Annotated in this window: 11 protein-coding genes; 6 read left to right on the top strand and 5 right to left on the bottom strand. The window is 49.7% G+C overall.

The features are described 5' to 3' along the window. Positions 1–304 precede the first annotated feature (304 nt). The 5 genes from ADS79_RS22670 to ADS79_RS22650 form a co-directional block, all read right to left on the bottom strand. A complete protein-coding gene (locus tag ADS79_RS22670; RefSeq protein WP_049741113.1) occupies positions 305–1,492 on the bottom strand; it encodes a M24 family metallopeptidase in 1,188 nt (395 codons plus the stop codon). Between the two features lie 225 nt (positions 1,493–1,717). Further along, complete coding sequence (locus ADS79_RS22665; protein ID WP_049740614.1) at positions 1,718–2,068, bottom strand: DUF3870 domain-containing protein; 351 nt, start codon at positions 2,066–2,068, stop codon at positions 1,718–1,720. Positions 2,069–2,306: 238 nt separating this feature from the next. After that, positions 2,307–5,399: an efflux RND transporter permease subunit gene (locus tag ADS79_RS22660; RefSeq protein WP_049740613.1), complete on the bottom strand. Its 3,093-nt coding sequence runs from the start codon at positions 5,397–5,399 to the stop codon at positions 2,307–2,309. Beyond that, a complete protein-coding gene (locus ADS79_RS22655; protein WP_049740612.1) occupies positions 5,396–6,631 on the bottom strand; it encodes an efflux RND transporter periplasmic adaptor subunit in 1,236 nt (411 codons plus the stop codon). Before ADS79_RS22655 ends, ADS79_RS22660 begins: the two co-directional genes overlap by 4 nt. Positions 6,632–6,946: 315 nt before the next feature. Beyond that, on the bottom strand, positions 6,947–7,540 hold the full coding sequence (locus tag ADS79_RS22650) for a TetR/AcrR family transcriptional regulator (protein WP_049740611.1): 594 nt from the start codon (positions 7,538–7,540) through the stop codon (positions 6,947–6,949). Between the two features lie 217 nt (positions 7,541–7,757). Between ADS79_RS22650 and ADS79_RS22645 the strand changes: the two genes are divergently transcribed. From ADS79_RS22645 to ADS79_RS22620, 6 genes are all read left to right on the top strand, one after another. Continuing rightward, positions 7,758–8,564 carry an SDR family NAD(P)-dependent oxidoreductase gene (locus ADS79_RS22645; protein ID WP_049740610.1) on the top strand — a complete coding sequence of 269 codons (807 nt, stop codon included), beginning with the start codon at positions 7,758–7,760 and terminating at the stop codon, positions 8,562–8,564. A gap of 26 nt (positions 8,565–8,590) precedes the next feature. Then, on the top strand, positions 8,591–9,346 hold the full coding sequence (locus ADS79_RS22640; RefSeq protein WP_049740609.1) for an SDR family NAD(P)-dependent oxidoreductase: 756 nt from the start codon (positions 8,591–8,593) through the stop codon (positions 9,344–9,346). A 173-nt stretch (positions 9,347–9,519) separates the two neighbouring features. Further along, positions 9,520–10,260, top strand: coding sequence for a (Fe-S)-binding protein (locus tag ADS79_RS22635; RefSeq protein ID WP_049740608.1), 741 nt, complete (start codon positions 9,520–9,522; stop codon positions 10,258–10,260). After that, a complete protein-coding gene (locus ADS79_RS22630; RefSeq protein WP_049740607.1) occupies positions 10,247–11,755 on the top strand; it encodes a LutB/LldF family L-lactate oxidation iron-sulfur protein in 1,509 nt (502 codons plus the stop codon). Before ADS79_RS22635 ends, ADS79_RS22630 begins: the two co-directional genes overlap by 14 nt. Beyond that, on the top strand, positions 11,748–12,428 hold the full coding sequence (locus ADS79_RS22625) for a LutC/YkgG family protein (RefSeq protein ID WP_049740606.1): 681 nt from the start codon (positions 11,748–11,750) through the stop codon (positions 12,426–12,428). The genes ADS79_RS22630 and ADS79_RS22625 overlap by 8 nt, the downstream gene beginning before the upstream one ends. A gap of 77 nt (positions 12,429–12,505) precedes the next feature. Continuing rightward, positions 12,506–13,222 carry a FadR/GntR family transcriptional regulator gene (locus ADS79_RS22620; protein ID WP_049740605.1) on the top strand — a complete coding sequence of 239 codons (717 nt, stop codon included), beginning with the start codon at positions 12,506–12,508 and terminating at the stop codon, positions 13,220–13,222. Positions 13,223–13,258 lie beyond the last annotated feature (36 nt).

The raw sequence follows: 13,258 nt of genomic DNA, 5'->3' as shown, positions 1-13,258 counted from the left end.
GGATGCTCCTTTCATTTGCTGCCACACGCATGCACGAAAAAGACCAAGCCAAACACTCGTCCCCAAACATGGCTGGGAGACAAATGATCAGCTTGGTCGTAAACTCCGAGTGTATGAATAGGGGCTGCCTATCCACAGGAATTTAGGCTTGCTGTGCACATCTGTTGTCGTTCAGTTATAAATATTCTTACTCTTTTATGTTATCCCACTTTTAATAAAAGTGCAACTATTTAGTTTCATTAAAAATAATCTTATCGTGTAGCAAAGTTTACGTCCTTCATCGTTAAACAAACTTGCCCACTTCCTAGCAGATCAATGATTCCAAATCTCTTGGATAGTACGTCAGCATCTCCATGCCATTTTCCGTCACCACAATCGTCTCTGCATGACGGAAGCCGCCAAGGCCATTCACATAAATGCCGGGCTCCACCGACATGACCATTCCTGCCTGCAAAATGGTTTCTTCCCCGAGATCAAAAAACGGTGCTTCGTGATTCATGAGGCCAAGGGCATGTCCTGTATGGTGACGAGTCAAATGGGTGACACCATTTTCGCGGAAGTAGCGCTGCACTTCTTCCTCTACCCTGCGTGCCGGAATTCCCGCCCGTATGGTGGCAAACGCTGTGTCCTGTGCGCCAAGCATGAGCTGAAAATACTTTTCCTGCTCCTTGCTCGCTTCTCCGACAAACATCGTTCTCTCCAGCTCGCTATGATAGCCCCATACCGCAGCATCTGCTCCAGTCACGAGCGTATCACCATGCTTGAGCATGATGCTTTGTGTCACCGCATGAGGCACAGCGGACATCGGACCTACCTGTCCACGAAACACCGCAATCACATTGTGCCCATACCCGCCATACGGCTTGTATCCGGGCCCAAGCGCATCGAGCATCATCATCGAGGCTTCGTGACTGGCACAGCCTTCGATTTCCATCGCATTGACCCCTGCTTTCGAATATTTCTGCAGAAGCCGGTGCGCCAAGTGCGACCAGCGCAATGATTCTTTGATCAGCTCCAGCTCATTTGCCGATTTTACCGCACGCGCCTCTTCTACCCAGCCTCGCAGGGAGACAAACTCTTTTGCATCCAGTAATTCACTCACTCTCGGTCCGCGATACCCCATCGCCGAGCCATAGCCATCCGCGTCCAGACCGATCGTTTTGCCCTCAAAACCCGCAGCGATCAGCTCTTCCTTCAAGTATTCCATTGGATGCCGCAAACCGGGATACTCTGGATAGGAATGCACCTCGTCGACTTGCGCAAACATCTCGGCGTGCTCATGCTCCAGCGCCGGAACAAACAGATGGGACTTGCTATTCGGAGCCAAGAACAGTCCAATGGGGCGTTCTGTGGGATGAAAATGAAATCCGGTCAAATAAAAGATGTCGGTTACCCCAAACAAAATGGCAGCTTCTACTCCATGCTTCTCAAGTCGTGTCAAAAAGGCTTTTTGCCTCTGCAAAATTTCGTCGGTTGGAATCGCCAAAAGCATGCGTGGTCCCTCACTTCCTGTTTTTCGGTAGGTTTTTGTCAACGTAAAAAGGACCAAGCCAAAACAATCCGCGACGCAAAAAAGCGTCTGGATCATTCAGCTTGGTCCGTACGTCCCGTCTGGTATGAACAGGGGATGCCTGTCCACTGGAACAACGACTTGCTGGTTTTATCTGTTAGGGGTCATTATAAACGCACTCGACCCAATTTTCAATATACTCTGTTTTTATTCAGACGCTGCCTCTGCATATGTCATGGATTTATAAATTTCGAACTGATTATAGGCATCGCGAATCGCAGAAACGATGGCTTTTTTCCCGAGCCCAAAATACCGCCGCTCAAACTTTTGAATGGGAAGATCAACGCCGTTTTTTAAATCGTGTCCCACTAGAATGCTTTTGATAAAATCATTGCACATGTTGGTGACAAAGGTACAAGAAGCGTTTACGATTTTGTCTGATTCGGGGTCAATCTCAAAACCGACGCCCATGACTCCGTACAAATTCTTAGCAGCCATTCCATCAGGCAAGCGGGAATAGCCTGTACAAAAAATAGTTTCGTCATTTCTTACGCCCATGGTGAAATCCTCCCTTCGATGCCTACTATCAGAATTATTTTACTTTGTTTAAGGACAAATGCCTACGGTGAAAAACAGACAACTTCACTGGCGATCCCAACGAATCTGATTCTAGCATTTACCTGGGAAAAAGGAATCAAGAAAAAATGGATGCGGCGGACGGGCTGCTGTGGGGGAGGAAACCGGATAAACCAAAAACCCGGACATTATTTTGCCCGGGCTTCTATCCTCATCGTGATTATCCACTTATATTTTTCGCCAGCTTTTGATTCCGCTTCTCTTTTTGCCTCATTCGCCGTTGCTCCATAACCGTGTAGAACGACGGGACGACGACCAACGTGAACATAGTCGAGAAAAAGAGGCCGGAAATGATGGTTACCGCGAGCGGTCTGAACAGCTCGTCTCCCGAAATAGCGAGTGGAAGCAGTCCCGCGATAGCCGTCATCGAGGTTAGCAAAATGGGTCGAAACCTTGCTTCTCCTGCCTCAATGACGGCTTCTTTGAGTGCGAAGCCACGCTTGCGGGCTTGCTCGATAAACTCTACGAGAACGATGCCGTTACGTACGACAATACCGGACAAAGAGACGATTCCCATCATCGTCATGAAGCCGAGTGGTGTCCGCGTCACAAACAGGCCAATCAAGCTTCCTGAAATAGCCAGATAAACGGTACTCATGACAAGCACCGGAATGCGCAGCGAGTAGAATTGCATCGCGATCAGTATGACGATGAGGAACACCACAATAATCGACAGCTTCCCCATATCGATGAAGACCTCCACCTGTGCCGAGGTTTCCCCGTCATACTCCAGAAAATAACCATCGGGCAAAGGCATCTGCGCTAACAGCGGCTTGATTTCCTTCATGACCTCTGTAGCCGTGCGCCCTGATAATTCACCTGTAATGGAAATCGTTCGATCCAGATTTTTGTGAGGAATATTTTGCACGCTAAACGAGGGCTGTATCGTAACCAGCGAAGTCAGCGGAATCAGCTCTCCCTTTGCACTCGGAACAGAGAATTGCTGAAAGGCATCGATCCCGGCCTGCTCGTCTTTTTGCAAGTATAGCGTAATGTCAGTTAGCTGCTTGCCATCATCAAACTCACTGACCTTGATCCCTTCACTCACCAATCGCAGAGTACGCGACAAGTCTGCCGCTGTCACACGATAACGCTCCATCATTGCCTGATTGGTTTCAAACGCAATGGAGTAGCGGTCTATGCCGAGGTCGTCCTGAACGTCAGAAATCCCTTCGACTTTGACCACCTGCTCCTGAATTTTCTGGGACAGCTCTCGCAGTGTCGTGATATTTTCCCCATACACACGGATCACCACAGGCTTGCCCACGGATGGTCCCGTCTGCAAGCTGCGCGGTACAATGACTGCTTCGGGGAACTGCTTTTGGATGGCAGCCATCGTTTCATTTTGCAGGGTTTGGGTGGTTGTCTTCTGCTTGTCAAAGCGAACGATCAGCTGTCCGATGTTGATACCATTGCCCGCCCCCGTATTGCTTCCGAATATTTTCGGAGCGCTGCCTCCGGCGAAGGCGCTCACGTTCCATACCCCTTCGGCTTTGGAAAATTTCTCGGACGCCTGCTGCATGACCTTGTTTGTTTCTTCCAGGCTGCTACCATATGGCAACTTCACGTTGACCAGAAGTACATCGCGATCTGCGACAGGGAACAGCTCAATTGGCGTCAACGGAATTAAAAAGTAAGCCAGCGTACTGATCAATACCGCGATCATTCCGGTACGCAGTGGCTTCTTCAGCAGCCGTGGAAGCACTCGCTGCGAATACCAGCGCGAGAGCTGAATCAGTTGTTTCCCCAACAATCCTGCAGGCTTGCGCTCATCCAGCTTGACGCGTCTGCGCTCCTCGCTCCACCGCCGAAAAATCGGTATGATCGTCAACGACATGACCATCGAGGCTACCATCGAAACAATAATAATGACAGGAATCGGACGTACAAAAGCACCGGAACCGCCACTCAGAAACAGCAGGGGACCAAACGAGGCGACCGTCGCCAGCGTAGCAGTCACAATCGAAATGGACACTTCCTTGGCACCCAGTGCTGCTGCGCGGTACGGCTTTTCCCCCAGCTTGACGAGACGGCGCTCGATATTGTCATTCACCACAACCGCATCGTCAACGAGAATGCCCAGCACGATAATCAAGCCCACAATCGTAATCTGGTTCAACGTCACCTCGAAAAACGGCAGAAAGATCATTCCTGTGGCAAGTGAAATTGGAATCGCCAGTGCAACCATGAGTGAGGTTGTAAAATTCAGCCCCAAAGTGCAAACGACCAGCACAGCTACAACGGCAATCAGCAGTTCACGCCACAAGTCGCTGAAAATTTCATTGATGCGCTCGTTTTGTGTGTAGAGGGACTCTGCCTTTGCCCATACAGGCAGGGTGGACGTCAGCTTTTCTACCTGCACATCAATTCGTTTTTGCAGACCGGGAATATTCGTTTTTTGTTCCGCCATCAAGCTGATGGAGAGCGCTGGCTTGTTATTGTGATAGACGCGATAGTCTGCATCCTTGGTCGTGTGGCTGACTTCAGCAATTTGCTTCAAATAGATCGGGTTTCCATTTTTTCCGTAGCCAACAACGACCTGCTCCAGCTCACTTAAATCTTTGAGCTCGGTCATTTTCATTTCATAGGTACGATAGTCGATCGTATAGTTGCCGAGTGGTGCGGTTTCGTTGGCTGATTTGATCGCTGCTTGTACCTGTGCCCAGGTGAGCTTTTCAAATTGCAGCTTTTTCGGGTCGAGCTTGATCTGGATCTCCTGCTCGGGGAGTCCCTCAACTGTCACATTGGACACACCAGGAATTTTGCCGAGCTGATTTTTCCAGACCGTCATCGTCTCCCGCAATTGTCCAAGCTGGCTGAACGAATCGGCTGTAATCATAAAGGTCTGAGCAAACATCCTGCCCATATCGTCATTGATTACTGGCTGTCTGGCATCAACGGGTAAAAATGCTTCTGCATCCTTTACCTTTTTACGCAGCTCATCCCATTTTTCTTTGGGGTCTACTCCGTTATTGGTCTCCACCGTGATGACAGAAATACCTGGCTGTGACCCGGAAGTGATCGATTTGAGTCCCTGAATTTCTTTGATTCTGACTTCAATTTCTTTGGTGACAGTCTGCTCTACGCGCTCTGCGGATGCTCCTGGCATTGCGGTTGTAACGGAAGCGCGATTAACGGCAATCTCGGGAATTTCTTGATGGGGCAGCTGAAAAAAGCTCAGCACTCCTACAAGAATAATCATGATAAAGAATAGTAGCGTGATTTTTTGTTTGCGGATAAAAAATTCGATCATGGCCGATCACCTTGCATCACTTCGAGATCGTCTCCATCAAAAAGCTGATCAACCCCTTTTGTAATGACCATCTCCCCTACGGACAGTCCAGATTCGATCTGCAGCTGATTATTTGCCATTACCCCCAGTGTGACAGGGGTTTTCACCGCTTTATTTCCTTTCGAGACAAAAACATACGGCTGCCCTTCACCCTTACTGAGTACAGCCTCTACAGGGACGAAGATGCCTTTCGGTCCAGAGCGCTCACGACTTGCTGTCACTATTTGACCAACGAGCCAATCATGCTGTGGATTCGGAATCATCACCTCGACGGAAACCGTTCCGCTCTGCTGACTTACAGCCGGCAAAACGCGCTTTACTTCCCCTACACGCTCTTGCTCGTAGAGGCTTACTTTTACTTGATTTCCCTTTTTCCATAAACCAATTTCGCGATCTGGGACAGAGAGTTCAACGAGCAATGTATCAACATTTCCGATTCGATAAACGCTGCTCCCTGTGGATGCCAGCTGTCCGACTGCCGTCATTTTTTCCAGCACGATCCCAGAAATAGGTGCTGTCAGATTTGCTTTTGACTGCGATAAGGCGGCGCGCTGCTGTCCCACCACTGCCTGCTGGAATACACCTGCTGTTTGCTGCTTTACTTCCTTGCGCGGACCATTTTTTACGAGTACATAGGCTTGCTCGGCATTTTCCCAGTCCTTTTGGGCGAGAGCCATGTGGTTTTGAACAGTCTCCAAATCGTTTTGCGATAATGCACCCTGACGAAACAACTCTTCGGATCGCTGCCAATCTGCCTTCGCTTTCTCCAGACTTACGTTGGCCTTCTCCAGCGTATTTTGGGACTGGATGAGTTCTTCTTCACGCGCGCCGTTGTTGATCTGTGCAAGCTGTGCCTGTGCTTGCTGTACCGATGCGGCGGCACTTGCTGCCTGCAAAGAAAGATCGCGATTGTCTACGCTGGCAAGCAGGCTGCCCTGCTCTACATAATCTCCTTCCTCCACCGCAAGCGAGACGATTCGACCATTTGTTTCAAAAGCAGCCTGCGTCTCCTCGCTCGGCTTCAAAACGCCTGACCATTTGGAGACCTGGACCGGTGAATCCTCCTTCACTTGTATCACCGCGACCCGTTTGCCAATCGACTGCTCGACTTCCGCTTCTTTCGGGGCAGGACCACATGCGCTTAGCAGCATGACTGCTACCAGTGCAATCACACCTTGTTTACGTTGCTTCAATCTCGATCCCTTCCTTCCCTATAGAAAACCTGTCCACAAAAGACATGGAGCCACCTCAGAAAAAAACCGAATGTTCGGAATCATTTACTCGGAAGCCCGTTCTGCAGACTGTTCATTTCAACATTTTTAGCATGATATGTTTCCTTTTATATATGTAAATTATAGGATTCCTCCCTCAAAAGTCTATGTCTTCCTTGTGTCAACTTTGTCCCGATTGAATACAACACTTACTGACACTTGTGTCGGAACGAACAAAAAAATAAAGACACGAATGTCAGTGCAATTATTTCACACTCCCGACACTAGTGTCAATTTCTACGTTGTAGCAACATTGTGACCGTCTGGTAGCCCATAGCCTTCCAAAAGCACGTTAAAAATCAGGCTGTTCCAATCCGTCTCAGAGGTCTCGCGACTTTTTGGAATTTGGATGGCTTGAAACAACAGGCTGGCCACAAGTGAACTCGGTACATCCGCACGTATCGAGCCGACTTCCTTGCAGTTTTCAATTACATCCGTCAGCATCCGATTCAACGTATGATGCTGTTGCCGCAGTGTCGCCATCGACTTTTTGACATTGGCTGACGCGTCCCCATTTACAAACGGCGCAAACAACAAAATCTGGTGGATATGCGCGTATTTCATAAATGAATCAAAAATGTGCCGCAGCTTTTGCATGGGCGTCTCCACATGCTCCAAGCCCTCGTATTCCGCCATAATTGTATCCATCAGATGAACCATCAAGGACGCAATCAGCTCATCCTTATTGGAAAAGTATTCGTAAATGGTGCTTCGGCTCACATTTAGTTGATCAGACACCAATTTGAAGTGAAAGCCTGCATAACCTTTTTCAATCAGGATTTTACCCGTCACCTCATACAGCTCATCTATATGTAGTTTTTGCCTCGCCATTCGCTACGCCCTCTTTACTCACTTAATACGACGATTCTCAATTAGGAACAGTTTACACAAGCTTCTGGATAACCTCAACCCCTCGTACTGCTCCTATTCGCAGTCGATGGAGCCTGCTTTCTTAATCTAAAAGGAAAAATGACGTCAATTCGCTCTTGATAGTGACGTTACGTCACCTCTTATACTGGCAGTATTCCTTCTGAAAGGAGACGTAGCAATGAACCGTGTACGTGACAAAGTCGCGATCGTAACCGGCGGAGCTTCTGGCATCGGTCTTGCTTCTGCCAAGCTGCTTGCAAGTGAAGGTGCGAAGGTGATCGTCGCTGATTTCAACCTCGAAGCCGCTCAAAAGGTTGCCAGGGAAATTCGTCAGGCTGGAGGCGTAGCAGAAGCGGCCTTTCTCAATGCCGCAGATGGAGATTTGATTAAAGAAATGATTGATACAGCCGTAGAGAAATTCGGCTCCCTGCATATTCTCGTCAACAACGTCGGTGGAAACAATCCGCAAAAGGACCTGGATGTCGTCAACATCGATATCGAGGAATGGGACAGACAGATGAATGTGAACACCAAAAGCGTGATGCTCGGCTGCAAATACGCAATTCCTCACATGATTGCGGCAGGCGGTGGCTCTATTATCAACACAGCATCGATGGCAGCCTTTGCCGGGGATGCCGTTCGTACTGCTTATGGCGCAACCAAGGCAGCCGTAGTGAATCTGACCAGATACGTGGCGACCCAATATGGACACCAGCGCATCCGCTGTAATGCCGTAGCACCTGGGCTGATCTTGACCCCGGCTGCCAAGGCTCATATTTCACCTGAGGTAATGGACATTTTCTCCAAGTACAATGCACTGCCCTATCATGGTGAGCCCGAAGACATCGGCTACACGGTACTCTTTTTGGCTTCCGATGAAGCGAAATTCATTACAGGTCAAACCATTCAGGTCGAGGGTGGACATTATATAGGAAACCCTACCGTACCTGATTTCCTCTCACTGGCAAATACGCATGCCAACTAATCGACCCAAAAAAGGAGAGATATCATATGAAGCGTCTGCAAAATAAAGTTGCGATTATTACTGGGGCTGGTAGCGGTATGGGCAAAGAAGAAGCACTGCTTTTTGCCCAAGAAGGTGCTAAAGTCGTCGTGACCGACATTCAGGAAGAAAAAGTGAATCAGGTCGTAGCCGAGATCAAGGAGCAAGGCGGCGAGGCGATTGGATTGTTCCACAATGTCACTTCCGAGGAAAACTGGGTACAAGTAGTAGAACAAACAGTGAAGGCTTACGGAAAAGTGGATGTCCTCGTGAACAACGCAGGAATTCCAAGCTCAGCGACTCCCCTGCATGAATCCTCGCTCGAAAGCTGGAATCGCACCATGGACATCAACCTGACAGGCACCTTTCTCGGAATGAAGCATGTCATCCCGGTCATGCTGGAAAACAAGGGCGGCTCGATCGTCAACATCTCCTCCATCGCAGGCTTGACAGGTGGTAGTGGCGCAAGTGCCTACACCGCTTCCAAAGGTGGCGTACGCTTGCTGACCAAAGGAACCGCCATTCAATATGCGAAGGAAAACATTCGCGTCAACTCCGTCCATCCAGGCTTCATTGAAACCCCGATGACCACGGATATGTTTGAAAATGACCAAATGAATCAATGGTTCCGCTCCCTCACCCCGCTGCCTCGTCTGGGCAAAGCTCGCGAGGTAGCAGAAGGGGTGCTGTTCCTGGCTTCCGACTCATCTTCTTTTATTACCGGAATTGAGCTACCGGTGGATGGCGGATATTCCGCTCAATAACTAGCAATCTCCCAGGACAACAGGACAACAGGGCAACCAATAACCCAAGCCAGCAGACCGCTTTTTCATACGGTTTGTTGGCTTTTGTTTGTTTTCGACTTTTCAGACTATTCAACCCTCAACTTGTATGATAAGCTGATAAGTAAATTGATGACATAGGAGAAGGTGAAAGCGTGAAGGTCTCTCTGTTTATTACCTGCCTCAGCGATGCTCTGTATCCACGTGTAGGAGAAGCCATGGTTCGACTGCTTGCGCGATACGGCGTAAGTGTTCATTTCCCTGAGGGACAAACCTGTTGTGGTCAGCCTGCCTTTAACAGTGGCTACTGGGACGAAGCCCGCAAATCAGCCAAAACATTGATCGAAGCCTTTGATGAGAGTGATTTTGTCATCTCCCCATCCGGTTCCTGTACAGGTATGATTCACCATTACTATCCCAAGCTGTTTGAAGACGACCCTGTACTCGGCAAAAAGGTAGAACAGCTTCGCGATAAAACGTACGAATTCACTCAGTTTCTCGTAAACGTACTCGGGGTAACCGATGTGGGAGCTGTCTTTCCACACAAAGTAACCTACCATCCCTCCTGTCACGGCAGTCGCTTGCTCGGGGTTAAACAGGAGCCGCTTCAGCTCATGCAGCAGGTCAAGGGACTCGATCTGATTCCGCTCCCTTTTGCCGAGGATTGCTGTGGGTTCGGTGGCACCTTCGCTGTGAAAATGTGCGATATCTCCGGTGCGATGGTGACGGAAAAAACAGATCACGTGCTAGAGACAGATGCAGAGGTGCTCGTCGGACTCGACCTCGGCTGTTTGCTCAATATCTCTGGCAACCTGCACTTTCGCGGCAAGCCTGTGAAAGTCATGCATTTGGCTGAACTATTGTACGAAGGGGTGATGACTGGTGAGCACCGCTAAAGGCACCTCCGTCATTGAAAGAGCCAAACAAGCACTGGACGACGAGTTTCTCCGCAATGCGGTCAAATACACGACTGAGCGCTTGCGTGACGGCAAAAAAAACGCGTCCGCAGAGCAAGGATACTGGGAGGAGTGGCGTGAGCGAGGGCGTCAAATCCGTTTACATACAATTGCCCATCTGGATTACTACCTCAACCAGTTTATCGACAACGCTCGGGCAAACGGTGTCCATATCCATTTTGCCTATACCGCCGAAGAAGCGGCAGCAATCACCCTGGACATTGCCAAAAAACGGGGAGCGCGTACCGTAGTCAAATCAAAATCGATGGTCTCAGAGGAAGTGCATATTAACGAAGCGCTGGAGCAGCAAGGTATCGAATCGATTGAAACAGATTTGGGTGAATACATCATCCAATTGGCTCATGAGGCCCCGTCACACATTATCATCCCGGCAATCCACAAAAATCGGGTGCAAATCGCAGAGCTTTTATCCAAGGACGCTGGGGAAACCCTCGCCCCTGATACAACGATCCTGGCTGGCTTCGTACGGAAAAAGCTGCGCGAGAAGTTTCTCGAAGCAGATATCGGCTTGACAGGCTGCAACTTTGCCATTGCGGAGAGTGGCTCTATCGTCTTGTTTGAAAATGAAGGCAACGCACGCATGGTCAGCACTGTCCCCAAAACGCAGATTACGCTCATGGGCATGGAAAGGATCATTCCGTCGTGGGATGATCTGGAGGTCATGGCGACACTCCTCCCCCGCTCCGCCACAGGGCAAAAGCTTACCGTCTACATGTCGGGAATCAGTGGCCCACGCCGCGCGCTCGATAGTGACGGACCGGAAGAAATGCATATCATCATCGTGGATAACGGACGTTCTTTGCAGCTCGGTGATCCTGAGTTCCAGGAGCTATTGAACTGCATACGCTGTGGTGCCTGTCTCAACGCTTGCCCAGTTTATAGACACATCGGCGGTCATTCCTACGGAGGTCCTTACAGCGGGCCGATAGGAGCCGTTCTAGGGCCAGCCCTTCAGAAAAATGTCGCGGAATGGGATGATATCGCCAACGCCTCCAGCTTGTGTGGCGCCTGCTATGAAGCATGTCCTGTCAAAATTCCGCTGCACGATATGCTCGTCTATTTACGCAATCGCAAAGTGAAGGCGGGACATACCAGCCCCGAGGAAGCACTTGGAATGAAAGGCTTCGGCTACATCATGTCCAATCACAAACGGCTCAAACGAGTCCTGAGGCTTGGCAAATTGGGGCAAAAGCTGGTCTTAAAAGACAATGTCATCAAGCTGAAGCTCGGTCCACTCAAAGGATGGAATCGCTATCGCCATACACCGGCATTGCCAGCAGACTCGTTCCGCGATAAGTGGCCTATGCTCAGCCAGGAGCTCCGCGACAATCCGCGTAACATGGAGACTGCAACACAGGCACGACTAGAAGAAGAACTGCGCCGACGCGCGAAGGGAGCCACCAGCCATGAGTGAGCAGCAAAAAGCTTTTATCCAAAACATCACGAATCGTCTTGGCCGCCCGTTGGCAACTACCGCACCACGGCATCCCTTCAAAGGTGCTCCCGACTTCTGGCATAACTATGAATTGAATCTCGAAGACCGCATCAGCTTGTTTTGCGACAACTGGCAAAAAGCCGGCGGCCATTGTTTCCGCTTTCCCACGACAGAAGAGGCGAAGCAATTTATCGTCGAAAAAGCAAAGGAGCTAAAAGCACAGACACTCCTTTTGCAAAATCAACCAGAGCTTCTCGCTCTCGGCCTACCTGACAGCCTGCCAGAATCCCATTTTACAGTCTGGCATCCTGACAATCGGGATACACTACTCGCCAAGGCTGCGGGTGCCGATATCGGGATCTTGATCGTAGATCACGGTGTCGCCCATACGGGAACCGTCGTCGTTACTTCTTCGGGTGATACCGGGCGCTCCGTCAGCTTGCTGCCTACTGTATTTATCGCGATTCTCCCTGTCAATCGTCTCAAAACCAGACTGGGTGAGGTCCTGGCTGGTTTTGACGGAAAACCACGAGAAGATTTCCCTGCGGGGATTCATTTTATCTCCGGCCCCAGCCGTTCTGCCGACATCGAAAACGACCTGACAATTGGTGTCCATGGACCAGGTGTCGTATTTGCCCTCTTGGTCGGATAAGCGTTCATCATGCTGTGCCGCTATTGCTTATGTTACAATGGCTGTAGATGAATAACGGATTGTACAGGAGTGTTGAAATGGATCTCTCCAGGCTTGCGAAGAAAAACCATTATGAACACATCACAGAACAACTCAAACAGCTTATCCTGAGCGGTGAATTACAGCCCGGAGCCAAGCTTCCCTCGACCAAGGAGCTGTCTGAGCAATTTGGCGTTGGTCGTTCCACTACGCGTGAAGCGCTGAGTGCCTTGAAGGCAATGGGACTGATCGATATTCGTCAGGGCGGCAACTGCACAGTCAAAAGCGTACCGTCTTCTGGTCAGGACTTCCTCCCAGATTTGCAAAACCTGCTTACTAATAAAGAGACCATCCTCGAGCTGCTGGAAGCCCGGAAATCGCTTGAGGTATCGAATGCAGCTCTCGCCTCTCTCAAGCGTGACGAGCAGGATCTGATCGCACTCGAACAAATCTTGCAGGAGATGGCCCTACATGCTGGTGACGAGGAGATTGGCGAGCGTACCGATCTATTGTTCCATCTGACATTGGCAAAAGCGACCCACAACTCGATCATGGTGCGCCTCTTTGAAACCATTTCCGCACAAATGGAGATTGCCATCCGGGAGACGCGCAGAGTCGAAATCTACTCCAACCGTTCTGTCTCCGAGCAATTTTATTCAGAGCATCAGGCGCTTTTTGCAGCGATTCGGGATCAACAGCCTGAGCAGGCACAAATCAGAATGAAGGATCATCTACTCCATGTGGAAACGATTCTGATGAAATACTTAACTGATTAAAAGCCGTCGAAATTCGACGGTTTTTTCTGTTTTTTA

Source organism: Brevibacillus reuszeri, assembly GCF_001187725.1.
GTDB classification, from domain to species: Bacteria; Bacillota; Bacilli; order Brevibacillales; family Brevibacillaceae; genus Brevibacillus; species Brevibacillus reuszeri.
Note: the sequence above shows the minus strand (reverse complement) of the source record. Positions and strands in the feature narration are given on the sequence as shown.

Bases quoted from the DNA above. Each gene is read 5' to 3' on its own strand.
- ADS79_RS22670 (WP_049741113.1), bottom strand. From the start codon at position 1,492: ATGCTTTTGGCGATTCCAACCGACGAAATTTTGCAGAGGCAAAAAGCC.
- ADS79_RS22665 (WP_049740614.1), bottom strand. From the start codon at position 2,068: ATGGGCGTAAGAAATGACGAAACTATTTTTTGTACAGGCTATTCCCGC.
- ADS79_RS22660 (WP_049740613.1), bottom strand. From the start codon at position 5,399: ATGATCGAATTTTTTATCCGCAAACAAAAAATCACGCTACTATTCTTT.
- ADS79_RS22650 (WP_049740611.1), bottom strand. From the start codon at position 7,540: ATGGCGAGGCAAAAACTACATATAGATGAGCTGTATGAGGTGACGGGT.
- ADS79_RS22645 (WP_049740610.1), top strand. From the start codon at position 7,758: ATGAACCGTGTACGTGACAAAGTCGCGATCGTAACCGGCGGAGCTTCT.
- ADS79_RS22640 (WP_049740609.1), top strand. From the start codon at position 8,591: ATGAAGCGTCTGCAAAATAAAGTTGCGATTATTACTGGGGCTGGTAGC.
- ADS79_RS22625 (WP_049740606.1), top strand. From the start codon at position 11,748: ATGAGTGAGCAGCAAAAAGCTTTTATCCAAAACATCACGAATCGTCTT.
- ADS79_RS22620 (WP_049740605.1), top strand. From the start codon at position 12,506: ATGGATCTCTCCAGGCTTGCGAAGAAAAACCATTATGAACACATCACA.